This is a genomic window from Stenotrophomonas sp. YJH_SMC_27 (assembly GCF_059369815.1).
Map to the genome: position 1 here is coordinate 117,440 of NZ_JCAFTA010000012.1, position 26,357 is coordinate 143,796.

The window sequence follows — 26,357 nt, forward strand, 5'->3', positions numbered from 1 at the left end:
CGGTCGCCTGCTACAACCGCACACATGGTTGAACCCGAGCTCAACGTTCCCGTGTCCCTGCACAAGTATCTCAAGCGCCTGCAGGACAGCTTTCCGATGGCGGTGGCCAAGCGCTTCATCGACGTCGACGTGCTGACCCAGGCAGCCTCCGTCTCGTTCTACGCCCTGCTGTCGATGGCACCGCTGCTGGTGCTGCTGCTGTGGTTGACCGCTTCGCTGTACCCGCCGGCACAGCAGGCGCTGGTCGACCAGATCAGCTCGGTGGCCGGCAGCAGTGCTGCGATCGTGGCCGAGACCGTCCTGAAGAACGCCGACAACCAGCCCGACGTCGGCTCGTTGGCAGGGCTGTGGAGCACGCTGCTGCTGTTCGTGGGCGCCACCGCCGTGTTCGCGCAGCTGCAGAACGCACTGAACCTCATCTTCCGCACCAGTGGCGAGCGCCTGGAGGGCCTCAAGGCCTGGCTGCGCAAGCGCGTGTTCTCGTTCGGCGTGGTGCTGGCCCTGGGCTTCCTGCTGATCCTGTCGATGACTGCCACCACGGTACTGCAGGTGGCCTTCGCGCAACTGCCCTCGATCCTCCCCGCGCTGGGTTACGTCACCAGCCTGCTGCTGTACGCGGTGGGGTTCGCTTTCATGTACCACTACCTGCCCGACCGCCGCGTGGCTTGGCGCCAGGCCTTCATCGGCGGTGCCATCACCTCGGCGTTGTTCGCACTGGGCCGCTACGGCATCGGCGTCTACATCGCCACCGTGGCCCCCGGCAGTGCCTACGGCTCGATGGGTGCGCTGGTGATCTCGCTGGTCTGGATCTACTACGCCACCGTCGTGTTCTTCGTTGGCGCCCTGATGACGGCGGTGATCGATGAGCGCCTGCGCGCGCGCCATCACCTGGCCGCAGCCGGCATCGATCCGGCAACCGCCAGCCAGGTGCCCGACAGGGGGTAAACTAGGCCGACCGCCCCCGGTTCCGTCGCGTGGTCCTGCACCGCGCCCTGCCCTGTTGCCCATGGCCCGTATCCCCGACGCTTTCATCGACGACCTGCTCGCCCGCACCGACATCGTCGAGGTGGTGGGCAGCCGCGTGCCGTTGAAGCGCCAGGGCAAGGAATACGCCGCACGCTGCCCGTTCCATGACGAGCGCTCGGCGTCGTTCACGGTCTCGCCCACCAAGCAGTTCTATCACTGCTTCGGCTGCGGCGCGCACGGCACCGCGATCAGCTTCCTGATGAACTACGACCGCCTCGAGTTCCTCGACGCGGTGGATGAGCTGGCCAAGCGTGCCGGCATGGAAGTACCGCGCAACGAAAACCCGCGCAGCCCCCAGCAGCAGGACGACAGCCGCGAGCTGTACTCGGCGCTGGACGCCGCCACCAAGTTCTTCCAGAAGAATCTGGAAGGCAGCGAGAAGGCACGCGCGTATCTGGAAAGCCGTGGCGTGGACGAAGCGAACCGCGCGCGCTTCCAGATCGGCTACGCACCGGATGGCTACAGCGGCCTGCGCGATGCGCTGGGCAAGGACGAGCGCCGCATGAAGCTGCTCGACCGCGCCGGCCTGTTCTCCAAGAACGATCGCGGCCACGTCTACGACAAGTTCCGCGACCGGGTGATGTTCCCGATCTTCGACCGTCGTGGCCGGGTGATCGCCTTCGGCGGGCGCGTGTTCGAGAAGGACGACGGCCCCAAGTACCTCAACTCGCCCGAAACCGCGCTCTTCCACAAGGGCCGCGAACTGTACGGCCTGTGGCAGGTGCGCCAGGCCAACCAGAAGATCGAGCGGTTGATCGTGGTCGAGGGCTACATGGACGTGGTCTCGCTGTTCCAGTTCGGGGTCACCCAGGCGGTGGCCACGCTGGGTACGGCGACCACGCCGGACCACGCCGAGCTGCTGTTCCGCAACGCACCGGACGTGTTCTTCTGCTTCGACGGCGATGCCGCCGGCCGCCGCGCCGGCTGGAAGGCGCTGGAGTCGGTGCTGCCGCGCATGAAGGATGGCCGCCAGGCCTTCTTCCTGTTCCTGCCCGATGGCGAAGACCCCGACACCATCGTGCGCAAGGAAGGCGCCGAGGCCTTCAACGAGCGCCTGAAGCAGGCCACGCCGCTGTCGCAGTTCTTCTTCGATGAACTGACCCGCGAGATCAACCTGGGCACGCTGGACGGCAAGGCGCGCCTGGCCGAACGCGCAAAGCCGATGCTGGCGCAGATTCCCGACGGTGCCTTCGGCGACCTGATGAAGCAGCAGCTGGCGCAGCTGACCGGGCTCGGCGGCAACGCCCCGTCTGTGCGCGCGCCGATGCCGCAACGCCAGCCACAGCGGGCGATCCAGCCGGTGGCCAGGCGCAGCCTGGTGCGAGGCGCGATCGCTGTGCTGCTGCAGCAGCCCTCACTGGCGCTGACCCTGGGCGGCCAGCACCACTTCCAGGGCCTTCGCCTGCCCGGTGTGGAACTGCTGCTGGAACTGCTGGGGCTGGTCGAACAGCGCCCGGACATCAGCACCGGCGCCCTGCTGGAACACTTCGACGGCCGCGAGGAACAGGCGTCGCTGCATACGCTGGCCGCTCAGACGCTGCCCGGCACCGAGGCCAGCTGGACCCAGGAACTGCACGATGCTGTGGCCCAGTTGGAGAAACAGCTGCTGGTGCAACGCCTGGAGGAGTTGTTGGCAAAGCAGCGCCAGCAGGGCCTGGATGATACTGACAAGTACGAACTGCGCGAGCTGCTGAAGGCGCGCGCCGGACTGCGCCTGTAGCGGCAGAACGTTTTCACGGAGAGGACCATGCTGCTGCGCCTGACCTGCCTGCTGTTGTTGTCGCTCTGCCCGCCACTGGCGGCCCTGGCCGCAGATGGCCCGCTCAATGAAGTCCGCCCGGGCCTGTATGCCGGCGGCCAGCCCTCCGCCGCACAACTGCGCGAACTTGCCGCGCAGGGGGTGCGCACCGTGATCGACCTGCGCCAGCCCGGCGAGGACCGGGGTTTCGACGAAACCCGCCTCGCCGAATCATTGGGCCTGCGCTACGTGCGCATTCCGGTGGCCGGTGCCGAGGGGCTCGATGCCGCCAACGTGCGCGCCGTGCACCAGGCCCTGCGGCAGAGCCAGGGGCCTGTGCTGCTGCACTGTGCGTCCGGCAACCGCGCCGGCGCCGTGCTCGGCCTGGTCAACGCACGCTACGAACATGCCAGCCCCGAACAGGCCCTTCAGCTGGGCCAGCGTGCTGGCCTGACCTCGCTGGAAGCCGCCACCCGCCAACGCCTGGCCACGCCGGTCACCTCACCCTGAACCCTCCGCACCAAGGACTCTGCCCACCATGACCCGCTGGTGGTCGCGCCTGCGACCGGACAACTTCACCCTCGCCCTGCTGTGCACCGTCGGCTTGGCCTCCCTGCTGCCGATGAAGGGCGCCGCCGCCATCGTCCTGGACGATGTCACCACGGTCGCCATCGCGGCGTTGTTCTTCCTGCATGGCGCACGCCTGCCACGTGAGTCGATCATTGGCGGCATGCTGCACTGGCGGCTGCACCTGACCATCCTCGCCTGCACCTTCCTCCTGTTCCCGCTGCTCGGGCTGATGTTCAAGCCGCTATCGGGCTGGCTGCTGACCCCGGAGCTATACCTGGGCGTGCTGTTCCTGTGCACCCTGCCCTCCACCGTGCAGTCGTCCATCGCGTTCACCTCGATGGCGCATGGCAACGTGCCCGCAGCGGTGTGCAGTGCTTCGTTGTCGAGCATCCTCGGCGTATTCCTGACCCCGCTGCTGCTGACCGCGCTGGCGGGCACCTCCGGCGGCGTGCACGACCCGCTGCACGCGATCGGCGGCATCATGCTGCAGCTGCTGGTGCCGTTCGTGGCCGGCCACCTGCTGCGGCCGTGGATTGCCGGCTGGGTGGAAAAGCAGCGCGCGCTGCTGCGTTACACCGACCAGGGCACGATCCTGCTGGTGGTGTATTCGGCGTTCGGCGAGGCGGTGACCGAAGGACTGTGGAGCAAGACGCCGCTGCTCTCGTTGCTGGCCGTGGCGGTCGTGGCCGCCGTGCTGCTCGGCATCGCCATGCCGCTGATCACCTTCATCGCCCGCCGCCTGCGCTTCAACCGCGAGGACGAGATCGCCATCGTGTTCTGCGGCTCGAAGAAGAGCCTGGCCACCGGCGTGCCGATTGCCAAGGTGCTGTTCGCCGGCGGCAGCCTCGGCGCCATCGTGCTGCCGGTGATGATCTACCACCAGATCCAGCTCATCGTCTGCGGCGTGATCGCGCAGCGGTACGCGAAGCGCGCGCCCTGACCCGACGGGAGGACATCCACGCATGGCGTGGATCTACTGAACGCGCGGGCCGCTGCGGGAAATCATCCACGCATGGTGCGGATCTACTGTAGAGCCGAGCCCATGCTCGGCTGATGGTTGAACGGCGCCGGTAGATCCACGCCATGCGTGGATGCATCAGGCCCTTACAACCAGGGCAGGATCCAGTGGTCCACCAGCAGGAACGCGAACAGCGCCATCAGGTAGACGATGGAGTAATAGAACATCTTCATCGAGAACAGCTCATCCGGCGGGTTGAGCATGCGCCAGGCGTACCAGAGGAACACGGCGTTGAGCACGATCGCGCCGCCCAGGTAGAACGCACCACTCATGCCCACCAGGTATGGCAACAGGCAGACCAGCGCCAGCACCACCGAATACACCATGATCTGCTTGCGGGTGTGCGCCACGCCGTGGGTCACCGGCAGCATCGGGATCTCCGCCTTGGCATAGTCCTCGCGGCGGAAGATCGCCAGCGCCCAGAAATGCGGTGGCGTCCAGATGAAGATGATCAGCACCAGCAGCGACGAGTATGCCCAGTCCGACGAGCCCTGCATGCCGGTCACCGCAGCCCAGCCCAGCATCGGCGGCATCGCGCCGGCCAGGCCACCGATGACGATGTTCTGCGAGGTCGCACGCTTCAGGTACACGGTGTAGATCACCGCGTAGCCGATCAGCGAGGCGAAGGTCAGCACCGCAGTGATCAGGTTCACCCACAGCACCAGGATGGTCATCGACAGCACGATCAGCACGCCGGCGAACACCAGCACCTGCCATGGCTTGACCTTGCCGACCACCAGCGGGCGCCACGACGTGCGTGCCATCTGCGCATCGATGTGCGCATCCAGCAACTGGTTGATCGCAGCGGCCGCCGAAGCGGCCAGCCAGATGCCGAGGAAGCCGAGCAGGCCGGCGCGCACCTGCTCCCAGCTGGGCACGCCCGGGACAGCCAGGACCATGCCGACCAGGGCAGTGAAGACAATGAGGGCGACGACCTTGGGCTTGGTCAGGTCCCAGTACTGGCGGTAGTTGGAAAACATGGAATCAGTCCGGGGCGCGCAGGCGGGCCAGCAGGCTGACCAGCACGAACAACAGGGCAACGGCCACGCCGTTGTGGGCCACGGCCACTTCCAGTGGCAGCGCCAGCTTCACATTGAGGATGCCGAGGGTGACCTGCAACACCAGCAGCGCGATCAGCGCGCTGGCCCAGCCGCGCATGCTCGGCAACCGGAACAGGCGCACGCCCAGCCACAGCAGGTAGATGGCCACCACCGCCGCGAACAGGCGGTGCGCCATCTGGATGGCGATACGCGAGGCGCCATCCAGCACGCCGCCTTCGTAGTCCACGCCGATGCCACGCCACAGCGTGAAGCCTTCGACGAAGTTGTGCTGCGGCCACCACTGGTTGGCACAGCGCGGGAAGTTGTCCAGCGATGCACTGCCGCCGCCGCAGGCCAGCGCCGCGTAGTTGGCACTGACCCAGCCGCCCAGGGCGATCTGGGTGACCAGCACCGCCAGGCCGATGCGCAGCAGCCACTTCAGCTTCGGTGCCTCGGCCAGAGTGATCGGCATGTGCGTCGCACGCCAGGCCATCCAGGCCAGCAGCGCGAACATCAGCATGCCGCCCAGCAGATGGCCCATCACCACGATGGGCTTGAGCAGCAGGGTCACCGTCCACATGCCCAGCAGGGCCTGGAAGATCACCACCGCCAGGGTCAGCAGTGCAGCGCGTGCCAGGTCGATGTTGCTCCAGCGCAGCGCGGCGATCAGCAGGATCGCCTCGCCGACCAGAGCCAAGGTACTGGCGGTGCCATGCCAGCCCATCATGTACAGCGGTATGCCGGCGGCCACCAGCACGCAGGCGGTCACCACCGCCGTGCTTCCGAATCGCCGCTTGCGCGTGGCCAGCAGCGCCAGGGTCAGGATCTCGATGCCCAGTGCGCCGGCCAGGAACCGGTGCACCTGTTCACGCCAGGCCTTGTGGGTCTCCAGCGGGCGGATCTCCGCCGCCGGGTGGCCGATGGTCTCTTCCACGTGCTGCGGCCAGGTGGCCTGGCCATAGCAGGTCGGCCAGTCCGGGCAGCTCAGGCCGGCATCGGACAGGCGCACGAAGGCGCCGAACATGATCGTGCTCGCCGTCATGATCATGGCGAACCACGCCAGGCGGTGGAAATTGCGGTGCAGCGCCGGACGCGCGGAAAGGCTCATCAAACGGGACTCACTTCAGTTTCAGCAACGTGGCCATGTCCTTGCGCAGGCCCCCCAGGTCGGAACCCGGGGCATGGCGCATGATCACGAAGCCGTTCGGATCGATCACGTAGACCGGCAGTCCCGCCGGATCATCGACGCCCGGCAACGCCGCGCGCAGGGCTGGCGACGGAGCCAGCGGCCGCAGCGCGGGCAGCGAGGCGATCGACGCCGGTGGCGTACCCAGCCACAGGATCTCGACATTATCGGCGTTATGGCCGAACAGCTGCCACACCTTGCCCAGTCCCTGCGACAAAGTGACGCACTGCGCGTCGCAGGCACCGGCCGGTGCCACCAGCAGGCGCCAGGTGCGGGCCTCGGGGTTCCAAGGATAGGGCTGGCCACTGGCCAGGGTCGGCGTCTGCTGGCGCAGATCGACCGGCGGCTTCAGCAGCTGTCCCGCATTGCGGTGCCCGGTGGGCTGCCAGCCAGAGAAGCGCAGCACGGCGGCCAGCGCCATCGCCCCGAAGAACACGGCAAACAGCAGCACCAGGGTCCGGCGGCCGGAGCCGCGCGCCTGCGGGGACGTAGCAGTGTTCATGCGGGGCATTTTCTCATGGTTGGGTGAGGGATGCGGGTGTGACGCCGCGGTAGTGCCGGCCGCTGGCCGGCATCCAGGAATGCGGGGGTTGCCGGCCAGCGGCCGGCACTACCGGGCAGCACGTCGCCTGCGCCACTCCAGCACCAGCGCCACCACCAACACGGTCAGGGCCAGGCCGAACCACTGCACGGCGTAGCCCAGGTGGCGTTGCGGCGGCAGCGTGTTCGGCAGCAGGTCCAGGTCGCGTTCGTCGCCGAAGGGCAGCGCCGGGTCCAGCCGCAGGACGCGATCGGGCAATGCCGGCAGGCCAAGCGCCGCCGCCAGGCCCTCCGCGGGCAAGCGGCTGGCCAGCCAACGCCCGGCCTCATCGGTAGCGGAGAACGCCGGGCCCAAGGCCAGTCCCGCCGACGGTGGCGGCGCGAGCAGCCCGCGCACGGCCACCGGCGAAGGCGGCGACGGCACCTCCGGAAGCGTGCGATCCGGCGGCAGCGCACGCCAACCGAGGTCGACCAGCAACACACTGCCCTCGTCACTGCGGAACGGGCGGTAGATCTTCACGCCGGCACGGCCGTGCCGGGTCTGGTTGTCCAGCAGCACTACGCCGGGCAGGAAGCGACCGTGGTCGGCCACGCCATGCAACGCACCGGGCGCTGTCAGCGCCTGCGCCAACGACAGTACCTGCGCTGCGGCTGGACCCTGTGCATCCAACATTGCCTGTTTGGCATGCATGCGCTGCAGCTGCCACAGCCCCAATGCGGTGAAACCGGCGATGGCCAGCACGGCCAGCAGCCATCCGAGCACGCGCGTGTGCTGGCGCATCATGACAAGTCCGCGCAAACGCGGTCAGATAGGCACATCCACCCTGCCCTCGAGCCGCGCATGAGTGATTCGCTGAAGACCCTGCTGGTAATCGCGTTTCTGATCGTCATCGTCTGGAATCTGGGCGCCGGCCTGTATTACCTGCTGGTCGACCGCGGCCAGACCAAGCGCACGGTCAACGCACTGACACGCCGCATCGGGGTGTCGGTCGCGTTGATCCTGCTGGTGATCGTGAGCATCTACATGGGCTGGATCAAGCCGCACGGCGTCGGCGGCTGAGGCCACCGATGCGTGCGCGGTCAAAGCACGTAGACGAACAGGAACAGCATCAGCCACACCACGTCGACGAAGTGCCAGTACCACGCGGCGGCTTCGAAACCGAAATGGTTGTCGCGGGTGAAGTGTCCCTTGGCCGAACGCAGCCACATCACGATCAGCATGATCGTGCCCAGCAGCACGTGCGCGCCGTGGAAGCCGGTCAGCATGAAAAAGGTTGAACCGTAGATGCCCGAGCCGAGCGTCAGGTTCAGTTCCTTGTAGGCGTGGATGTACTCCTCCGCCTGCAGGGTCAGGAAGCCTAGCCCGAGCACCACGGTCAGGCCCAGCCAGATCAGCAGCTGGCGGCGGTTGCCGGCCTTCAGCGCGTGGTGGGCGATGGTCAAGGTCACGCCGGAGGTCAGCAGGATCAGCGTATTGATCAGCGGCAAGCCCCAGGCCGGGATGGTCTGGAACGCGCCACCGATCGCCGCCGGCCCGTTGGTCGGCCAGCCGGCGGAATAACCCTGCCAGAGCAGCTCGTTGGTCATCACCCCGCGGCCTTCGCCGCTCAGCCACGACAGGCCCAGGTTGCGGGTGTAGAACAGCGCGCCAAAGAAGGCGCCGAAGAACATCACTTCGGAGAAGATGAACCAGATCATCCCCATCCGGAACGAGCCATCGACCTGGTGGTTGTAGTTGCCCGCCTGCGATTCGCGCACCACGTCGCTGAACCACCAGAACAACGTCAGCACCAGCATCGCGATACCGATGTAGAACGTCCAGCGCCCCCAGCTGGCATCGTTGAGCCAGCTGGCCACGCCCACCATGGTCACCATCATCGCGATGGAGCCCACGAACGGCCATTTGCTCTGGGCCGGGACGAAGTACACGTTGGCGTCGGTCGGTGTCTGGGCCATGTCGGTATCCGGGTCAGGGTGCGGCGTGCGCGCCGTCCGAGGTGGCGGCCGGGGCCAGCCGATCGGACAGCGCGTCGTTGCGGTAGAAGGTGTAGGACAAGGTGATCGTCTTGATCTCCGGCGGCAGGTCCGGATCGACGATGAAACGCACCGGCATGTCGCGCTTCTCGCCGGCCTGCAGCGTCTGCGCGGTGAAACAGAAACATTCGGTCTTGCTGAAGAAGCCCGAGGCACGCGCCGGCGCCACCGAAGGCACCGCACTGCCGACGACTGCCTGCTGGCTGTCGTTGCGGGCGAAGTACAGCGCCTCGTTGAGTTCGCCGGGCACCACATCCATGGTCAGCTGCTCGGGATGGAACGACCACGGCAGGCGCGAATTGACGCCGCCATCGAACTCCACGCGCACGGTGCGCTTGCCAGCTGCGGCACCCGTACTGGCTTCACCACCCGGGCCGCGTTCCAGGCGCACGCCGAATACCTTCTCGCAGGCAATGCGGTACAGCGGCACCAGCGAGAAGGTCAGCAGGAACACCGCCACTGCCACGCCGATCAGGCGCGGCAGCCCGGCACTGGGTGACCGCGTGCTGGCCGGTGCCTCGCTCATCGGCCGATCACCCCGCTGAGGATGAAGCCGACGTAGACCAGCACCGCGATGGCGCCGACCCACATCGCCGTGCGCCTGGCGCGCTGGCGCTGCTGTTCGATGCCGTTTTCCGGGGCTTCGCCCGGGCTGTTGTAGAGCCGAGCCATGCTCGGCTGCTCCACGCCAGCCGAGCATGACTCGGCTCTACAGGTCTGCAGTGGGCTCTCGTTATGCATGCCCCACCTCAATGCGTGATGTCGTCATGCGCCAGATCCCCCGGGCGGATGGTCGGCGGCGTGGTGAAGGTGTGCGCCGGTGCCGGCGACGGCAGCGTCCACTCCAGGCCGCGCGCACCCTCCCAGGAACGGGCCTCGGCCTTCTCACCGTTGCGCAGGGACGACAGCAGGATCGCGGCCATCATGAACGGGGTGACGAACATGCCGAACGCACCGATCGAGCTGATCAGGTTCCAGTCGGCAAACGCCACGCTGTAGTCGGGAATGCGCCGCGGCATGCCGGCCAGGCCGAGGAAATGCTGCGGGAAGAACAACAGGTTGACGAATACGATCGACCACCAGAAGTGCACCTTGGCCCACTTCTCGCTGTACATCCGCCCGGTCCACTTCGGCCACCAGTAGTACACCGCGGCGATCAGCGCGAACACCGCACCGGTCACCAGCACGTAGTGGAAGTGGGCGACCACGAAGTAGGTGTCGTGGTACTGGAAGTCGGCGGCGACGATCGCCAGCATCAGGCCGGAGAAGCCACCGATGGTGAACAGGATGACGAAGGCCACCGACCACAGCATCGGTGCCTCGAACGTCAGCGAGCCACGCCACATGGTGCTGACCCAGTTGAACACCTTCACGCCGGTCGGGATCGAGATCAGCATGGTGGCGAACATGAAGTAGATCTCGCCGCCCAGCGGCATGCCCACGGTGAACATGTGGTGGGCCCAGACGATGAACGACAGGAACGCGATCGCGGCGGTGGCGTACACCATCGCCTGGTAGCCGAACAGCGGCTTGCGGCTGAAGGTCGGGATGATCTCGCTGACCACGCCGAAGGCGGGCAGGATCATGATGTAGACCTCGGGGTGCCCGAAGAACCAGAAGATGTGCTGGTACATCACCGGGTCACCGCCACCGGCGGCGTTGAAGAAGCTGGTGCCGAAGAACTTGTCGGTCAGCAGCATGGTCACCGCACCGGCCAGCACCGGCATCACCGCGATCAGCAGGAAGGCGGTGATCAGCCAGGCCCAGCAGAAGATCGGCATTTTCAGCAGGTCGATGCCCGGCGCGCGCATGTTCAGCACAGTGGCGATGATGTTGATCGCACCCATGATCGAACTGATGCCGGCCACGTGGATGGCGAACACGCTGAAGGCCACGTTGTAGCCGCCCTGCAGCGACAGCGGCGGATACAGCGTCCAGCCACCCGCCGGCGCACCACCGGGTAGGAACAGGGTCAGCAGCAGCAGGCTGAAAGCCACCGGCAGCAACCAGAACGACCAGTTGTTCATGCGCGGCAGCGCCATGTCCGGCGCGCCGATCTGCAGCGGGATCATCCAGTTGGCCAGGCCGACGAAGGCCGGCATCACGCCACCGAAGATCATCACCAGCGCATGCACGGTGGTCATCTGGTTGAAGAACTCGGGCTTGACGAACTGCAGGCCCGGCTGCGCCAGCTCGGCGCGGATCACCACGCTCATCGCCGCGCCGATGATGAACATGATGAAGCTGAAACCGAGGTACAGCGTGCCGATGTCCTTGTGGTTGGTCGAGAAGAACCAACGCTCGAAGAAGCTCTGGTGGTGATGGTGATCGTCGTGCCCAACTGCCGAGTGCGCCATTGCAAAACACCTCTCAGAATCGGTTGTCACCACGGCCGCGAGCGGCCGCGGGCTTTACATCACGCTCCGCTGGCCGCGCTGGCAGGCGCGCTGCCCGCTTCGGCAGCAGCAGGCGCAGCCGGTGCCTCGCCCGCCGGTGCAGCCGGTGCAGCCGGTTCGGCAGGTGCCGCAGGCGTGGCGGGCTCGGCGGGCGGCGCCGGCTTGCGCTGCGCCAGCCACTTCCTGAAGTCCTCCTTGGACACCGCCTCGACCACGATCGGCATGAAGCCGTGGTCCTTGCCGCACAGCTCGGCGCACTGGCCGCGGTAGACACCGGGCTGCTCGATGCGGGTCCAGGCTTCGTTGATGAAGCCGGGGATGGCGTCCTGCTTCCAGCCCAGCGCCGGCACCCACCAGGCGTGGATCACGTCGTCGGAGGTGATGACGAAACGCACCTTGGTATCGACCGGCAGCACCAGGCGGTTGTCGACATCCAGCAGGTAGTGCGGATGGCTTTCGCGGGTCGGCACGATGCCACTCTGCCGCACGCGGTCGGACTCGCGGTCCAGGCGGCTGGTGAAGGTGACGTTCTCGCCGAGGTATTCGTATTTCCACATCCACTGGTAGCCGGTGACCTTCACCGTCATCTCGGCATCGCGGGTGTCGTACATCTTGATCAGGTTGGCGGTGGCCGGCCAGGCCATCACGATCAGGATGATCACCGGGATCACCGTCCAGATTACTTCGGCCTTGGTGTTGTGGCTGAAGGTGGCGGCGACCGCGCCCTTGGATTTGCGGAACTTGAAGATGGCATAGGCCATCGCGCCGAACACGATGACGCCGATCACCGTGCAGATGATCAACGAGAGATTGTTCGATTCCCAGGCCAGGCGCGAGGTCTGGGTCACCCCCTTGCCCATGTTCAGCTGCCACGGCTTCGGATCGGCCGCCTGGGCCCAGGCCAACGCCGGCATCAGTCCCCCGGTCGCCAGCACTGCGGCAACCGCGTTCACGCACTTCGTGCCCCACCTGCTGCTTTGCTTCATTGCCTAGACCCTTAGCGTCGTCGGTTGCCGCCATCGCTGGCGGCGAGCAAGCTTTCAAGTGTCTCTGCGAGCGTCTGACGTTCGGCCGGCGCGAGGAAACTCCCCACCTCCACCTGCCGGCCGCTGGATGCCAGCCGGACCCTCTCATCGTCGGTGAGCAGGCGCACCCAATGCGGGTGGGCCCGGAACACCGGCGATCCACCGGGTACGGGAATGACCTCCACGTACGCCGGCACTACCCGGATCTCCTCCTGCCGTTCACCGCTGCGCCACAAGGCACGCAGCGCCGCCGCCAGCACCAGGCTGTACAGCAGCGCGAACAGGGGGGCGAATGCATTGCCGGCCCACCACCCGAGGGCGGACACCAGCCACATCGCACCCGACAACACGGTGAACAACAGGACGAACTGCCGGGCATCGAGCGCCCGTGGGGGACGCAGCCGCAGCTGCGTACCTGACCCATCCGGAGCTGGAAGCACCTCGATCATGTCGCAACCGCGTTCCTGCCGCGGGAAACGTCTCGATGGTAGCCCCGCCCTCTCGCCGGTAGCAAGGGTGCATTCACACTTTTTCCGATGCTGCAACACAGCATGCGGTCGGCGGCACGGATGACGAATTCAGCACAAATATTGCCGAGCTTGCTGAACACGCTGAATGCACCGCAGCTAGGGACTATCAGCGCGTCATGAAGGTGTCTCCGCGGCACTTCCGATGGGCTCAAAAATGATTAAAATCGCCAAGTTTTCCACTGGCCGGACCGGCATGAACGCACCTTCCTCCTCCCCTGCCGCCCACGACGCCCCGCGTCCGGGCGCGCTGCTGTCGCCGGAACTGCCGGCGCCCCCCAACCCGTTCCGCCAGGCCATCACCGATGCCTGGTTGAAGGACGAGGCGAGCCACGTGCGTGAACTGCTGGCGCAGGCCCGCCTGCCCGCCGACGAGCAGGCCCGGGTGCAGGCACTGGCCGCCGACCTGGTCGGCCGCGTGCGCGTGCGCGCCAAGGACCAGGGCGCCATCGAAGCCTTCATGCGCCAGTACGACCTGGGCAGCGAGGAAGGCGTGCTGCTGATGTGCGTGGCCGAGGCACTGCTGCGTATTCCGGACCAGGACACCGCCGACAAGCTGATCCGCGACAAGCTGGCCGATGCCGACTGGGAAAAGCACCTGGGCGGCAGCGACTCGGTGCTGGTCAACGCCTCCACCTGGGGCCTGATGCTGACCGGCAAGCTGGTGCAGATGAACGACGCCACCCGCGCCGATGCCCCCAGCGCGTTCAAGCGCCTGGTCGGCCGCGTCGGTGAGCCGGTGGTGCGCCTGGCCGTGCGCCAGGCCATGAAGATCATGGGCCACCAGTTCGTCATGGGCCGCACCATCAGCGAAGCGCTGGCGCGCTCGCACAAGGGCGACAACGCCAGCTACCGCTACTCGTTCGACATGCTGGGCGAAGGCGCGCTGACCATGAAGGACGCGCTGCGCTACCTGGAAGACTACCGTCGTGCGATCCACGCCATCGGGGGCGATCACAAGGCACGCGGCGGCCGTCCGGATGGCGACGTCAACAACGCGCCGGGCATCTCGATCAAGCTGTCGGCGCTGTACCCGCGCTACGAGCACGCCAAGCGCGAGCGCGTGCTGAAAGACCTGGTGCCGGGCGTGCTGGAACTGGCGCAGCTGGCCAAGAGCTATGGCATCGGCTGCACCGTCGACGCCGAAGAGTCCGATCGCCTGGAACTGTCGCTGGACATCATCGAGCAGGTGTTCTCCGACGCCTCGCTGGCCGGCTGGGATGGCTTCGGCGTGGTCGTGCAGGCCTACCAGAAGCGCACGCCGTACACGATCGACCACCTGGCCGACATGGCACGCCGCGCCGGCCGCCGCCTGCAGGTGCGCCTGGTCAAGGGCGCCTACTGGGACGCCGAGATCAAGCGCGCGCAGATCGAAGGCTACCCGGGCTACCCGGTGTTCACCCGCAAGCAGAACACCGATGTGTCCTACCTGGCCTGCGCCAAGCGGCTGTTCACCCATGCGGACGCGATCTACCCGATGTTCGCCACGCACAACGCGCACACCATCGCGGCCGTGCGCAGCATCGCCAACGGCGGCGTGTACGAGCACCAGAAGCTGCACGGCATGGGCGACGACCTGTACGCCGAAGTGGTGCCGGCCGATCGCTTGAACCTGCCCTGCCGCGTGTACGCCCCGGTCGGTTCGCACGAAGACCTGCTGCCGTACCTGGTGCGCCGCCTGCTGGAAAACGGTGCCAACTCCAGCTTCGTCAACCGCATCACCGACGAGCGCGTGCCGATCGCCGACCTGATCCGCGATCCGGTCGAGATGGTCGCCTCGTTCGAATCGATTCCGCATCCCAAGATCCCGCTGCCGGTTGACCTGCTGCGCAGCCAGAACCACGACAGGAAGAACTCCATGGGCGCCAACCTCGCCAACGACAACGAACTGCGCGCCCTGGCCGAGCAGCTCAACGCCGCCGTGAAGCCGTGGCAGGCCTCGCCGCTGGTACCGGGTGCCAACCCGGCCGGCGCCGCGCTGCCGGTGACCAACCCGGCCGACACCCGCGAAGTGGTCGGCCAGTGGCTGGCCGCCGATGCCGCCACCGTGCAGAAGGCCCTGGCCAACGCCGTGGCCGCACAACCGGCCTGGAACCGCACCCCGGCCGCCAGCCGCGCCGCCATCCTCGAACACGCCGCTGACCAGCTGGAAGCGCGCATGCCGGAGTTCATGGCGCTGTGCGTGAAGGAAGCCGGCAAGAGCCTGCCCGACAGCATCGCCGAAGTGCGCGAAGCCGTGGATTTCCTGCGCTACTACGCCAAGCAGGCGCGCGAGCAGTTCAGCCACGCCGAGAAGCTGCCGAGCCCGACCGGTGAATCCAACGAGCTGCAGCTGCACGGCCGCGGCGTGTTCGTCTGCATCAGTCCGTGGAACTTCCCGCTGGCGATCTTCCTGGGCCAGGTCGCCGCCGCCCTGGCCGCCGGCAACAGCGTCATCGCCAAGCCGGCCGAGCAGACCAACCTGATCGGCTACTACGCGGTGAAGCTGCTGCACGATGCCGGCGTGCCGGCCGAGGTGGTGCAGTTCCTGCCGGGCGACGGCGCCACCGTGGGTGCAGCGCTGACCGCCGACCCGCGCGTGGCCGGCGTGGCCTTCACCGGCTCCACCGAGACCGCCCGTGCGATCAACCGTGCGATGGCCGCGCGTGACGCCGCCATCGGCGTGCTGATCGCCGAGACCGGTGGCCAGAACGCCTTCATCGCCGACTCCTCGGCACTGCCGGAACAGCTGGTCAAGGACGCGATCGGTTCGGCCTTCACCTCCGCCGGCCAGCGTTGCTCGGCCGCGCGCGTGCTGTTCGTGCAGGACGACATCGCCGACAAGGTGATGACCATGCTGGCCGGTGCGATGAAGGAACTGAAGGTCGGCAACCCCGGCCTGCTGTCTACCGACGTCGGCCCGGTGATCGACGCCGACGCGCTGAAGATCCTGCAGGAACACGCCGAACGCATGGACCGCGAAGCGCGCCTGATCGCCGCCGCCGAGCTGTCCGCCGAAACGGCGCACGGCACCTTCTTCGCGCCGCGCGCATACGAACTGAAGGACCTGGGCCAGCTGCAGAAGGAAGTCTTCGGTCCGGTCCTGCACGTGATCCGCTGGAAGGGCGACCAGCTCGACGCGGTGATCGACCAGATCAACGCTACCGGCTACGGCCTGACCCTGGGCGTGCATTCGCGCATCGACGAAACCGTTGACCGCATCAGCAACGGCGTCCACGTCGGCAACGTGTACGTCAACCGCAACCAGATCGGTGCAGTGGTCGGCGTGCAGCCGTTCGGCGGCCAGGGCCTGTCCGGCACCGGCCCTAAGGCCGGCGGCCCGCACTACCTGCTGCGTTTCGCCACCGAGAAGACGGTGACGGTGAACACCACCGCCGCAGGCGGCAACGCTTCGCTGCTGACCCTGGGCGACTGATCGCCCGGTTGATGCGGCAAACGAGAAACCCCGCGAAAGCGGGGTTTTTTGTACTTTGCCTGTAGAGCCGAGCCCACGCTCGGCTTTCCTGGCGCAGCCGAGCGTGGGCTCGGCTCTACAGGAATTCAGGTGCCGTCGTGGCCTCGGCCCGCATCAGATTGCGCCAGTGCCGGAGGGCGACCAGTGCATTGACCCAGAAACCGATGTACAGGATCGAGGTCAGGTGCAGGCCACGGCTGTAGTACAGCGGCACTGCAACGGTGTTTACCAGCAGCCAGACCCACCACGACTCCAGCTTGCGCCGCATCATCAGGATCTGCGCGATGACGCTCAGCACCAGTACCGCCGAATCGATGTACGGCGCATAGGCATTGGTCAGTCGGGTCAGCATCCAGCCGTAGCCGAAGGTGGCCACTACCGCCAGCGGCGCCAGCCAGGCCCAGGCACGCGGCCGCAATGAAGTAATCGGCAACGGCGCTCCATGATCGCCGCGCAGCCACTGCCACCAGCCCAGCACGCTGATGGCGATGAAGAAGAACTGCAGCACCATGTCCGCGTACAGGTGCGAGCGTTCGAACACGGCAGCAAACAATGCACAGCCGACGATGCCCAGCCACCAGGTGTGCACGTTGTTGCGGCCGGCCAACAGGATCGAGCCGGCGACGGCGATGTTGGCGGCCAGCTCCAGCTGGAAGCTCGGGTCGGACAGGTTCATCGCACCATTGTCGCGTAGATCCGCGCCCTGCGTCGTCGGACCAGTAGATCCATGCCATGCGTGGATACCCTCCGCAAAAAGAAAGCCCCGCTTGCGCGGGGCTCTCCTCGTACTGCTTCAGGCAATCGCCCGAATCAGAACTTGTACTGCATCGACGCCGCCAGCACGTCGCCGCTCACCTTGTACTTGCCGGTCACGGTGTTGGCAGTGGCCGAGGTCGAGGTGATGTTCGGATCCTTGGTGAACAGGTGGGTGTAACCCACGCTGTATTCCATCTTGTCCGAAGCGGCATAGGTCAGGCCCAGCGACAGCCACTTGCGGGTGGTGTCCGGCACGCGCACGTCACGGTGGGCGTCGGTGGTCGGGGTCTGGTCGTAGGCCAGGCCGCCACGCAGGGTCAGCTTGTCGTTCACGCGGAAATCGGTACCGATCGACGCGAAGGTGGTGTCGCGGTAGTGGAACGGCAGCACGCTGTCCGGCTGGTTGGAGTCATAGTCGACGGTGACCTGGTCGAACTTGCTCCACGCCGTGCGCGTGACCTCGGCCATGATCTGCCACTGGTCGTTCACGCGATGGGTGAAGCCCATGGTGGCGCTGGCCGGCAGGGTGATGGTGGCGCGGCCGTTGCTGTCGATGAAGGTACCCGGGGCGGCAGTGGCCAGGAAGGCGGCAGCGTTCTGCGGGATGGTGAAGTCGGCCTTGCCGTCGGTGATCTTGTGCTCGACCTTCGAGCGGTAGCTGAAGGCGATGTTGGTGCCTTCCACCGGGGTAACCGTCATGCCCAGGGTGTAGCCGACCGACACTTCGTCGCCCTTGATGCGCAGGTAGCCATCGGCGGTGCCCGGCGAGAAGCCGAGCTGGGCGGCCTGGCGTGCAGCCGCCTGCGACGCCGCCGCAGCCTGGGCCGGGGTGCCGCCTGCAGCCAGCACACGCGCCGCCGCGGTGCGCTGGGCGGTGGCGTTGATCGCGGTGCCGGTGTCGACAGCGCTGGTCAGGTCGACGTTCAGGCGCTCAGCGAACACCGAAGCACCGAACGACAGGTACGGGTTGACGTCATAGGAGAACGCCACGCCCAGGTCGATCGCCTGCAGCTCGGTCTTGACGCCATTGTAGCGGCCGACCCAGTCGCGGTCGTATTCGGTCTTGAAGCCGAACGGCACGGTCAGCGATGCACCGAAGTGCATGTTGTCGTTCTCGCCGAACGGCACGTGGAAGTACGCGGCCGGAACCGGGGCGATCATGCCGGCGTCGCCGCCGTTGCCACCGGAAATCGGCGCGCCGTTGCCGTACTGGCCCTGGCCGCGGAACTTGGCGCCGAAGCTGATGGCGCTGACGTCGCCCTGGACCAGGGTGCCGTCGAGCAGGCGCATGGAGGCCGGGTTGGTGGCGATGACCGAGGCGTCACCTTCGGTCGAGGTGGAGCCGGCGAACGCGCGGCCCAGGCCCTTGGCGCTGTTTTCCTTCAGCTGGAAGGCGGCAGCATTGGCATCGGCGGCGGCCAGCGCACCGGCAACGCCGACGGCCAGCAGGGTCAGTCGGGCAATGGTGGAAGCGGTTTGCATCGTAGTTCTCTCTCTCTCCGGTAAGCGGTGATGGTGCTCTGAGTGCGCCTGCGCCCGACAGGTCCTGGGACCCATCGGAGCGCGCCGGATTCCCCTCCCGACATACGACGCCGTATGCGAGTATTACCCAGAGCCGTTAATGAAACAATAACGGTGCGGTCGGTTTTCTCGTCTCGAAAGCTGAACAGGACAATCCCCGCCGCAAGCGCCCGCACGCTAGGCTAGTGCCATGTTCGTCTCCCTCCCGTCCCGCAAGAAGGCGGCCCTGCGCTGGGCCACGCCCGTGCTGTTTGCGGCACTGTGGTTGGCGTTCCTGTGGTCGATCTCGCGGCCGGACGATGCCCGCGGCAGCCTCTGGCTGGACTGGGGCGCCCTGTCCACCGGACTGACCCACCCGCTGGACTGGTGGGCGACCCTGCAGGACGGCAGCGTGCTGCGCCTGTTCACCGCCCTGTTCCTGCACGCCGACTGGTCACATCTGCTGGGCAACCTGGTGTTCCTGCTCATCTTCGGCCTGCCCGCCGAGCGGGTGCTGGGGCCGTGGCGGCTGCTGCTGCTGTTCCTGGTCGGCGGCGCAGTGTCGAACTTGGTCGCGATCTACACCATGGGCAGCCCGGACCAGATCATCATCGGCGCCAGCGGCGCGGTGTCGGCCCTGATCGGTGCGTATCTGGCCCTGTTCCCTGGCGCGCGGCTGGGCGTGGTGATCCCGCTCGGCCTGTTCCTGGAGTTCGTGCGCGCGCCGGCCTATCTGTTGATCGGCGTCTGGGCGGCACTGCAGGTGGTGTTCGCCCACATCGGCCCCAGCTTCGGCATGGTGGCCTGGTGGGCGCACATCGGCGGCTTCGTGTTCGGCGTGGTGTACGGGGTCTACGTGCGGGCGGCCATCGCCCCCCGCCTGCGCAAGCGCCACGGCTTCTGACGCCGGGTAGTGCCGGCCGCTGGCCGGCTCCACGCTCACCGGCCGGTTCGTAGCGTCGAGCGTGCTCGACTCCTTCATCGATATGGATCTGCTCCGTCCGCGATGATGCTGAATGCGTCACTCGCGACTGACCACCAACGTGTTGTGGTGGGTATCGAACAGCAGCGTAGCGCCGTCATCCAGCACCACGAAGTACTCAAAGAACGGCAACTCGCCGAGCAAAGGAATCAGTTCACTTGCCTGCAGAGTCCAGATCGGCCACGGCAATGCGCGCTCATCTGACGCTACCAAGCAGATTTCGCCGTTCACTTCCGCCAGCAGTTTCGCCAAGCAGGAAAGGCCTTCATCGCTGCCGTCGTATAGGATCGTCTGATCAGCCGACGCTTTGCCGGTCCACCAATAGACGAGGCACGGATCAATTCCATGGCGACTCGCCAAGGATTCCAGCAAGCCAGTGGCACGGTCAATCGGCAGCGGATCGCGACCAAGCAGTTGGCTGATCGTGGTCGCGAGGTTCGAATCATCCATGGACCGATTCTATCGGGCGACACCTCGGCTGCGCCGCCTTCCGGATGAACGGGGCGTCCGCCGGGCACGGCCCGGCGCTACCTCACGGCTTCGCCGGGGCCGGTGCGGGCTTTGCTTCCGGCTTTGCTTCCGGCTTTGCTTCCGGCTTAGGTTCGACCTTCGCTTCCGGCTTCGCCGCAGCGGCCTTCGCGGTCTTGGCGGCATCCGCCTTCTCGGCCTCGGCCTTCAACCGTGCAGCCACCGAACCGGGGTTCTTCAGCTCGGCCAGCGCGTCGTTGATCGGGCCGTCGCCCGGCAGCACCGCACCGGCGTGGTAGCCCTCGGTGCCTTCGTCGTCGCCGCGCAGATGGCCTGGCAGGGTGGCTTCGCTGTAGTCGCTCAGGCTGGCCGGCAGGGCATCCTCCGCCGGGGTGGCGGCGGGCTTCAACTCAACATCCGGCACGATGCCGGTGGCCTGGATCGACTTGCCGCTGGGCGTGTAATAGCGCGCGGTGGTCAGCTTCACCGAATCACCGTTGTCCAGCGGCAACACGGTCTGCACCGACCCCTTGCCAAAGGTGCGGCTGCCAACCACTCGGGCGCGCTTGTTGTCGCGCAGCGCGCCGGCGAGCACTTCCGAGGCACTGGCCGAACCGGCATCGGCCAGTACCACCACCGGTGCACCCTTCAGCAGGTCGCCTGGGGTCGCGTCGAATCGGGCATCGCTGATGCTGATGCGGCCACGGGTGCTGACGATGTTGCCCTTGTCGAGCAAATCGTCGGCTACCTGCACGGCGGCCGTCAGCAGGCCACCCGGATTGCTGCGCAGATCCAGCACCAGGCCCTTGAGCTGGCCACCGGACTGCTTCTGCAGCTGCTGCACGTGCTTCTGGAAGTCCGAGCCGGTATCGGCCTGGAAGGTGCTCAGGCGGATGTAGCCATAGCCGGGTTCCAGCAGGCGGCTGCGCACGCTGGTCACGCGGATGGTCTGGCGGGTGAGGCTGACATCGAACGGCTTCGGCTTGCCTTCGCGCACGATGGTCAGCACCACCTTGCTGCCGGCTGGGCCGCGCAGCGGTTCACTCGCATCGATGGCGCTGATCGGCTTGCCGTCGATGGCGATGATCAGATCGCCGGCAAGGATGCCGGCCTTGGCTGCCGGCGTGTCGTCGATCGGCGCGATCACCTTCATGCTGGCGTTGTCCGGCTGCTGCTGCAGCTCCACGCCGATGCCCTCGTAGGCACCGTTGGCCTGCTCGTCGAAAGCCTGCGCGTCTTCCTTGTTGAAGTAGGTGCTGTGCGGATCAAGGTCGAGCAGCAGGCCACGCACGGCTGACTGCATCAGCTTCTTGTCATCGACCGGGTCGACATAGGCGGCGCGCACCGCGTTGTACACGGCCACGAACCGGCGGATGTCCTCCAGCGGCACCTTCGAGGTCACCGCCTCCTCGCTGTTCGCTGCCTGCCCGCTGGTTTCCTGGCTTGGGGCAGGCGCGGTCTGCTGCGCCCAGGACAGCGCTGGCAACAGGGCCAGCAAGAGGGTGGCGGTACGGGCTGCGCGCATGGATCACTCCTGTCGACGGTGGCATGGTGCCCAAGGCACATGCACCGATTATGCGCGAAGCACAGCTAAATTCCCGTTGAATCCGGCCCGTGCGTAACGAGCCGGGTTCAGCGCCGCTGCAGCCAGCTGTCCGGGTTGACCGGCTGCCCGCCACGACGCAGCTCGAAGTACAGCGCGGTGACACCTTGGCCACCCGAATTGCCGACCTTGGCCACTGCATCACCGCGGCTGACCCGCGCACCGGCATCCTTCAGCAGGGTGTCGTTGTGCGCGTACAGGCTCATGTAGCCGTTGCCGTGGTCGACGATCAGGATCATGCCGTAGCCGGTCATCCAGTCGGAGAACACCACGGTGCCATCGGCCACGGCGGTGACCGTGCTGCCAGCCGGTGCGCCGATCAGCACGCCACTGCTGGTGCGGCCATCGGGCAGCTTGCCGCCATAGCGGGCCAGCAGGTTGCCGGACAACGGCCAGCCCAGGCCGCCCACCTTCGGCGCCGGTGCCGATGCGACCGCAGGCGTCACCTTGGTCGGTGGCGGTGGCGGCCGGCCCTGTGCGGCGGCTTGGCGTGCAGCACGTTCGGCGGCGGCCTTCTCCGCTGCCGCACGGCGTGCAGCCGCGCGGCGCTCGGCCTCCGCACGGGCAGCGGCCGCTCGCAGGTTGGCCAGCAATGTTTCCAGCGCCTTGGCGTCCTGGCCCAGCGCCTGTTCCTTCTCGCGCTGGTCCTTGAAGCGTTCGTCCAGCGAGGCCACGGTCTTGGCGCGATCGCGACGGTCGGCTTCCAGCGCGGCTGCCTGCCGCTTCTGGTCCTGCTGCGCCCCCTGCAGCTTCTGCTTGCGCTCGGCGATCTGCGCCTGCAGCGCTTCCAGCTCTTTCAGGTCGGCTGTCAGCGTGGTGATGCGCTGCGCACGCTCGCGCTGCAGGTAGCGATGGTAGGCCAGGGCACGATTCGCATCGGCCACGGTATCCTGCGACAGCAGTAGTTTCAGCGGTGCGTGGTTGCCCAGCTGATAGGCCGCACGCAGCAGCCCGGCCAGTTCGCGGTGCTGCTGGGCGAGGTTGCCCTGCAGGATACTGCGGCGCTGCTCGGCTTCGGCCAGGGCCTGGGCCTGCTCGCGCAGCGCGGCTTCGGTCTGCGCGAGCGCGCGGCCGGTGCGTGCCACCTTCTCGTCGGCCTCGCGCAGCTGCTGCGACGCCTGCCCGCGCTGGCCCTCGATCTGCCGTCGCTCCTGCGCCACGCCCTTCAGCTCACTGCGCAGTTTCTGCAGCTTGCGCTCGGTCTCGCGGGTGGTCTGCGCACCGCTGGGCAGCGGCAGGGCCAGCGCAAACGCCAGCCCCAGCAGCAGGCAGCGACCGCCGCGGGCAGCGGCGATGTGATGTCGGCGTGATGGGAAGACGTTGTCGCGCAAGGGCTTTCCAGTGACTTCAGGCAGTTGCGGGGGCTACTGGGGAATGGTGACATCTCCGCACGCGGCCTGCCAGCCGCACATCCATCGAGGTCGCCATGAAAGTTCTTTCCATTCCGTTGCTGTTGGGCGTACTGCTGGCCACCGGGCCGGTCTGTGCGCAGGAGAACATCAGCAAGGTCAACGGCAGCATCAGCGCCGAACCCGGCCAGCGCTACGGCAAGCTGGACACCGTCAACGGCGGCATCCGCGTCGGCGAAGGCGTCGAGACCGGCAGCATCGACACCGTCAACGGCGGGGTCAAGGTCGCCGACGGCGCGCGCACCGGCAAGATCGAAACGGTCAACGGCGGCGTACGCCTGGGCCGCGAAGTGATCGCCAGCGGCGGCGTCAGCACCGTCAACGGCAGCATCTTCACCGATCGCGGCAGCCAGGTCGAAGGCGGTGTCGAGACCGTCAATGGTGGCATCGGCCTGGTCGAAAGCCGCGTCGGCAAGGACGTGGAGACCGTCAACGGTGACATCACCGTCGGTATCGGTTCGCAGGTCAACGGCGGCGTGCATGTGCGCAAGCCGAACTTCAGTGTCTCGCTGACCGCCAGCCGCAAGCCGCGTGTGATCATCGGCCCGAATGCCGTGGTCAAGGGTCCACTGCAGTTCGAACGCGAGGTGGTGCTGTACGTGCATCGCACTGCGCGCATCGGCCCGGTCACCGGCGCCGAGCCGATCCCGTTCGACACCGAAACCGCTCCGGCGGACTGAGCGCACCGCGCCTTCGGGTTCGGTGATACTCGCTGACACCGGTCGTGCACGACGCGCGGCCGCCCTTTGTTACCCAGGAATCGACGATGCCCCGCAAACTCCTCCTGTGCCTGGCCGCTGCGGCCGCGCTCAGTGCCTGCAAAGGCGAAGACACTCCGGCGCCCGCGCCGGCCACCGACACCACAGCTGCCAAGCCGGCTGCGCATGCGTTCTCCCCGGAGATCAATGCCGGCGACTTCGCCGAGATGGTCAAGACCCTGGCTTCGGATGAGTTCGAAGGCCGCGCGCCGGGCAGCAAGGGCGAAGAACTGACGGTCAACTACATCCGCGACCAGATGCAGCGCATCGGCCTGCAGCCCGGCAACGGCGACAGCTGGTTCCAGGATGTACCGATGACCGAGACCACGGCCGACGAATCGACCGTGCTGAAGATCACCCAGGGTGGCAAGACCACCGAACTGAAGTTCGGCACCGACATGGTGGTCGGCACCCGTACCGGCCAGGCCGAGGTGAAGGTCGATGCCAGCGATCTGGTGTTCGTCGGCTATGGCGTCGATGCGCCGGAGCAGAAGTGGAACGACTACGCCGGCCAGGACTGGAAGGGCAAGACCGTCGTGATGTTCGTCAACGATCCGGGCTTCCATGTCGACGACGAGAAGCTGTTCGACGGCAAGCGCATGACCTACTACGGCCGCTGGACGTACAAGTTCGAGGAGGCTGCCCGCAAGGGGGCCGCTGCCGCGCTGATCGTGCACGACACCGCCGGCGCGTCCTACGGCTGGGACGTGGTGAAGAATTCCTGGGCTGGCCCGCAGTACGACCTGCCGGCCAAGGATGACCCGGAAGCCCGTATTCCGGTGCAGGGCTGGCTGAATGCCGACGCGGCCAAGGCGCTGTTTGCCGGAGCCGGCCTGGACCTGGCGCAGGCCTACAAGGATGCCAGCAAGCGCGGTTTCAAGCCGGTGCCGCTGAAGGCCACCGCTGCGGTCGACCTGAAGAGCCAGATCGCACAGAAGCAGTCGCGCAACGTGGTGGGTGTGCTGCCGGGTAGCAAGCGCGCTGACGAGGCGGTGCTGTACATGGCGCACTGGGATCACCTGGGCAAGCATGAGGGCGAGACCGGCGACAACATCTACAACGGCGCCGTCGATAATGCGACCGGCGTCGCCGGTATTCTCGAAGTGGCCGAAGCCATGGCGCACCAGGATCCGAAGCCGGAGCGCTCGGTGGTGTTCCTGGCGGTGACCCTGGAAGAATCCGGCCTGCTGGGTTCGAAGTACTACGTTGCCCATCCGACTTTCCCGCTGGACAAGATTGCTGGCGTGATCAACATCGACGCGATGTCAGTGGCCGGCCGTGCCAAGGACGTGACCGTCACCGGCTTCGGCAGTTCGGAGCTGGAGGACATCCTCAAGCCGCTGGCCGCTGCCCAGGACCGCACGCTGCATGGTGAGACGTCGGTGCAGAGCGGCTTCTACTTCCGCTCGGACCACTTCAACTTCGCCAAAGCCGGCGTGCCGGCCCTGTACGCCGATGGCGGCGAGGACCTGCGCGAGGGCGGCGTTGACGCTGGCCGCAAGGCCGCAGCCGACTACGGCGCCAACCGTTACCACGGCCCGAAGGACGAGTTCGACGCGGCCACCTGGAAGCTGGACGGTACCGTCGAAGACCTTCAGTTGATGTACGGCGTGGGCAAGGAACTGGCCGGTGGCGATCGTTGGCCGAACTGGTACGAAGGCAACCCGTTCAAGGCTGCCCGCGACGCGATGATGAAGGGCAAGGCTGCGGCCGCTGCAAAGTAGGGTCGAGCCATGCTCGACTGAACATCGTTGAGGTCAAAGCGGCGCCCCGTGGGGCGCCGCTTTTTTTGTACGCTCTGCCATTGGTGGGTGCCAACCTCGGTTGGCACCGCCTTCCGTGGGGACCATCTTACCCACGCATGGCATGAATCTACCGGGCGATGTAACGCCATCGGGTTGCCGGCCAGCGGCCGGCACTACCGGCGTTTGCTACGCACAAAGAAAAACCCCGCTGCGTAAGCAGCGGGGTTTTGGGTGTAAACCCTGGCGATGACCTACTCTCGCATGGCTTGAGCCACACTACCATCGGCGCAGCTGCGTTTCACTTCCGAGTTCGGGATGGGATCGGGTGGTGCCACAGCGCTAATTTCACCAGGGAGACGGTTGCAGCAGCGCTTGCAGCGCCAGCTCGCGATCTTGCCCTTGGGGCAGAAGGAACCCGGAAAACGCAGTGCCTTCACTTATAAAGAAAAACCCCGCTGCGTGAGCAGCGGGGTTTTGGGTGTAAACCCTGGCGATGACCTACTCTCGCATGGCTTGAGCCACACTACCATCGGCGCAGCTGCGTTTCACTTCCGAGTTCGGGATGGGATCGGGTGGTTCCAC

At 66.6% G+C, this 26,357-nt stretch carries 24 protein-coding genes and 2 rRNA genes; 9 read left to right on the forward strand and 17 right to left on the reverse strand.

Going from position 1 to position 26,357, the window contains the following annotated elements; all coding sequences use genetic code 11:
- The first annotated feature begins 24 nt into the window (after nt 1-24).
- The 4 genes from AC5P7R_RS17135 to AC5P7R_RS17150 all read left to right on the forward strand — a co-directional run bounded on the left by AC5P7R_RS17135 (nt 25) and on the right by AC5P7R_RS17150 (nt 4,274).
- Complete coding sequence (locus AC5P7R_RS17135) at nt 25-945, forward strand: YihY/virulence factor BrkB family protein (RefSeq protein WP_019662215.1); 921 nt, start codon at nt 25-27, stop codon at nt 943-945.
- A 61-nt stretch (nt 946-1,006) separates the two neighbouring features.
- Nucleotides 1,007-2,746 carry a DNA primase gene (gene dnaG, locus AC5P7R_RS17140; protein WP_021202937.1) on the forward strand — a complete coding sequence of 580 codons (1,740 nt, stop codon included), beginning with the start codon at nt 1,007-1,009 and terminating at the stop codon, nt 2,744-2,746.
- Nucleotides 2,747-2,773: 27 nt separating this feature from the next.
- A complete protein-coding gene (locus AC5P7R_RS17145) occupies nt 2,774-3,274 on the forward strand; it encodes a protein tyrosine phosphatase family protein (protein ID WP_111102242.1) in 501 nt (166 codons plus the stop codon).
- Nucleotides 3,275-3,302: 28 nt separating this feature from the next.
- A complete protein-coding gene (locus AC5P7R_RS17150) occupies nt 3,303-4,274 on the forward strand; it encodes a bile acid:sodium symporter family protein (RefSeq protein WP_065179432.1) in 972 nt (323 codons plus the stop codon).
- A gap of 164 nt (nt 4,275-4,438) precedes the next feature.
- Here AC5P7R_RS17150 and cyoE read toward each other — a convergent pair whose 3' ends face one another.
- The 4 genes from cyoE to AC5P7R_RS17170 all read right to left on the reverse strand — a co-directional run bounded on the left by cyoE (nt 4,439) and on the right by AC5P7R_RS17170 (nt 7,902).
- Nucleotides 4,439-5,332 carry a heme o synthase gene (cyoE, locus tag AC5P7R_RS17155; RefSeq protein WP_005415007.1) on the reverse strand — a complete coding sequence of 298 codons (894 nt, stop codon included), beginning with the start codon at nt 5,330-5,332 and terminating at the stop codon, nt 4,439-4,441.
- A gap of 4 nt (nt 5,333-5,336) precedes the next feature.
- Nucleotides 5,337-6,500 carry a COX15/CtaA family protein gene (locus AC5P7R_RS17160; RefSeq protein ID WP_227854387.1) on the reverse strand — a complete coding sequence of 388 codons (1,164 nt, stop codon included), beginning with the start codon at nt 6,498-6,500 and terminating at the stop codon, nt 5,337-5,339.
- A gap of 10 nt (nt 6,501-6,510) precedes the next feature.
- Nucleotides 6,511-7,080, reverse strand: a complete 570-nt coding sequence (locus tag AC5P7R_RS17165; protein ID WP_005415005.1) for a redox-active disulfide-containing membrane protein — start codon at nt 7,078-7,080, stop codon at nt 6,511-6,513.
- Between the two features lie 108 nt (nt 7,081-7,188).
- Nucleotides 7,189-7,902, reverse strand: coding sequence for an SURF1 family protein (locus AC5P7R_RS17170; RefSeq protein WP_227854388.1), 714 nt, complete (start codon nt 7,900-7,902; stop codon nt 7,189-7,191).
- A 57-nt stretch (nt 7,903-7,959) separates the two neighbouring features.
- Here AC5P7R_RS17170 and AC5P7R_RS17175 point away from each other — a divergent pair, with 57 nt between their 5' ends.
- A complete protein-coding gene (locus AC5P7R_RS17175) occupies nt 7,960-8,178 on the forward strand; it encodes a twin transmembrane helix small protein (protein WP_021202930.1) in 219 nt (72 codons plus the stop codon).
- A gap of 20 nt (nt 8,179-8,198) precedes the next feature.
- On the opposite strand, the gene AC5P7R_RS17180 is transcribed toward AC5P7R_RS17175, so the two are convergent.
- The 6 genes from AC5P7R_RS17180 to AC5P7R_RS17205 are packed head-to-tail and all read right to left on the reverse strand — an operon-like array spanning nt 8,199 to nt 13,022.
- Nucleotides 8,199-9,074, reverse strand: a complete 876-nt coding sequence (locus AC5P7R_RS17180) for a cytochrome c oxidase subunit 3 (protein ID WP_005407793.1) — start codon at nt 9,072-9,074, stop codon at nt 8,199-8,201.
- A gap of 13 nt (nt 9,075-9,087) precedes the next feature.
- Nucleotides 9,088-9,678 carry a cytochrome c oxidase assembly protein gene (locus tag AC5P7R_RS17185; protein WP_053498717.1) on the reverse strand — a complete coding sequence of 197 codons (591 nt, stop codon included), beginning with the start codon at nt 9,676-9,678 and terminating at the stop codon, nt 9,088-9,090.
- Nucleotides 9,675-9,893: a hypothetical protein gene (locus AC5P7R_RS17190; protein ID WP_227854389.1), complete on the reverse strand. Its 219-nt coding sequence runs from the start codon at nt 9,891-9,893 to the stop codon at nt 9,675-9,677. Before AC5P7R_RS17190 ends, AC5P7R_RS17185 begins: the two co-directional genes overlap by 4 nt.
- Nucleotides 9,894-9,901: 8 nt before the next feature.
- Nucleotides 9,902-11,509, reverse strand: a complete 1,608-nt coding sequence (ctaD, locus tag AC5P7R_RS17195) for a cytochrome c oxidase subunit I (RefSeq protein ID WP_005407790.1) — start codon at nt 11,507-11,509, stop codon at nt 9,902-9,904.
- A 59-nt stretch (nt 11,510-11,568) separates the two neighbouring features.
- Nucleotides 11,569-12,534 (reverse strand): cytochrome c oxidase subunit II, encoded by a 966-nt coding sequence (gene coxB / locus AC5P7R_RS17200; protein ID WP_021202928.1) that lies wholly within the window; start codon nt 12,532-12,534, stop codon nt 11,569-11,571.
- Between the two features lie 11 nt (nt 12,535-12,545).
- Nucleotides 12,546-13,022, reverse strand: a complete 477-nt coding sequence (locus tag AC5P7R_RS17205) for a DUF2244 domain-containing protein (protein WP_021202927.1) — start codon at nt 13,020-13,022, stop codon at nt 12,546-12,548.
- Between the two features lie 274 nt (nt 13,023-13,296).
- Here AC5P7R_RS17205 and putA point away from each other — a divergent pair, with 274 nt between their 5' ends.
- Complete coding sequence (putA, locus tag AC5P7R_RS17210; RefSeq protein WP_111098422.1) at nt 13,297-16,515, forward strand: bifunctional proline dehydrogenase/L-glutamate gamma-semialdehyde dehydrogenase PutA; 3,219 nt, start codon at nt 13,297-13,299, stop codon at nt 16,513-16,515.
- A 115-nt stretch (nt 16,516-16,630) separates the two neighbouring features.
- On the opposite strand, the gene pnuC is transcribed toward putA, so the two are convergent.
- Together pnuC and AC5P7R_RS17220 are read right to left on the reverse strand one after the other, a co-directional pair.
- On the reverse strand, nt 16,631-17,230 hold the full coding sequence (gene pnuC, locus AC5P7R_RS17215) for a nicotinamide riboside transporter PnuC (protein ID WP_021202925.1): 600 nt from the start codon (nt 17,228-17,230) through the stop codon (nt 16,631-16,633).
- 134 nt (nt 17,231-17,364) lie between these two features.
- Nucleotides 17,365-18,792, reverse strand: coding sequence for an outer membrane protein transport protein (locus tag AC5P7R_RS17220; protein ID WP_021202924.1), 1,428 nt, complete (start codon nt 18,790-18,792; stop codon nt 17,365-17,367).
- 229 nt (nt 18,793-19,021) lie between these two features.
- On the opposite strand from AC5P7R_RS17220, the gene AC5P7R_RS17225 reads away from it, so the two are divergent.
- Nucleotides 19,022-19,714 (forward strand): rhomboid family intramembrane serine protease, encoded by a 693-nt coding sequence (locus tag AC5P7R_RS17225; RefSeq protein WP_495214101.1) that lies wholly within the window; start codon nt 19,022-19,024, stop codon nt 19,712-19,714.
- Between the two features lie 117 nt (nt 19,715-19,831).
- Here the strand turns inward: AC5P7R_RS17225 and AC5P7R_RS17230 are convergent, their stop codons facing one another.
- The 3 genes from AC5P7R_RS17230 to AC5P7R_RS17240 form a co-directional block, all read right to left on the reverse strand.
- The gene (locus AC5P7R_RS17230) at nt 19,832-20,242 is read right to left on the reverse strand and encodes a hypothetical protein (protein ID WP_005414993.1); all 411 of its coding nucleotides are present in this window, start codon (nt 20,240-20,242) and stop codon (nt 19,832-19,834) included.
- Nucleotides 20,243-20,324: 82 nt separating this feature from the next.
- Nucleotides 20,325-21,785: a S41 family peptidase gene (locus AC5P7R_RS17235; RefSeq protein ID WP_227854390.1), complete on the reverse strand. Its 1,461-nt coding sequence runs from the start codon at nt 21,783-21,785 to the stop codon at nt 20,325-20,327.
- A 107-nt stretch (nt 21,786-21,892) separates the two neighbouring features.
- Nucleotides 21,893-23,194, reverse strand: a complete 1,302-nt coding sequence (locus AC5P7R_RS17240) for a murein hydrolase activator EnvC family protein (RefSeq protein WP_111098424.1) — start codon at nt 23,192-23,194, stop codon at nt 21,893-21,895.
- A 95-nt stretch (nt 23,195-23,289) separates the two neighbouring features.
- Here AC5P7R_RS17240 and AC5P7R_RS17245 point away from each other — a divergent pair, with 95 nt between their 5' ends.
- Nucleotides 23,290-23,952, forward strand: coding sequence for a DUF4097 family beta strand repeat-containing protein (locus AC5P7R_RS17245; RefSeq protein ID WP_111098425.1), 663 nt, complete (start codon nt 23,290-23,292; stop codon nt 23,950-23,952).
- Nucleotides 23,953-24,038: 86 nt separating this feature from the next.
- Nucleotides 24,039-25,754 carry a M28 family metallopeptidase gene (locus tag AC5P7R_RS17250; protein WP_227854391.1) on the forward strand — a complete coding sequence of 572 codons (1,716 nt, stop codon included), beginning with the start codon at nt 24,039-24,041 and terminating at the stop codon, nt 25,752-25,754.
- A gap of 259 nt (nt 25,755-26,013) precedes the next feature.
- On the opposite strand, the gene rrf (AC5P7R_RS17255) is transcribed toward AC5P7R_RS17250, so the two are convergent.
- Nucleotides 26,014-26,128 (reverse strand): 5S ribosomal RNA (gene rrf, locus AC5P7R_RS17255).
- A 132-nt stretch (nt 26,129-26,260) separates the two neighbouring features.
- Nucleotides 26,261-26,357: ribosomal RNA gene (rrf, locus tag AC5P7R_RS17260) — 5S ribosomal RNA — on the reverse strand; the annotation flags it as partial.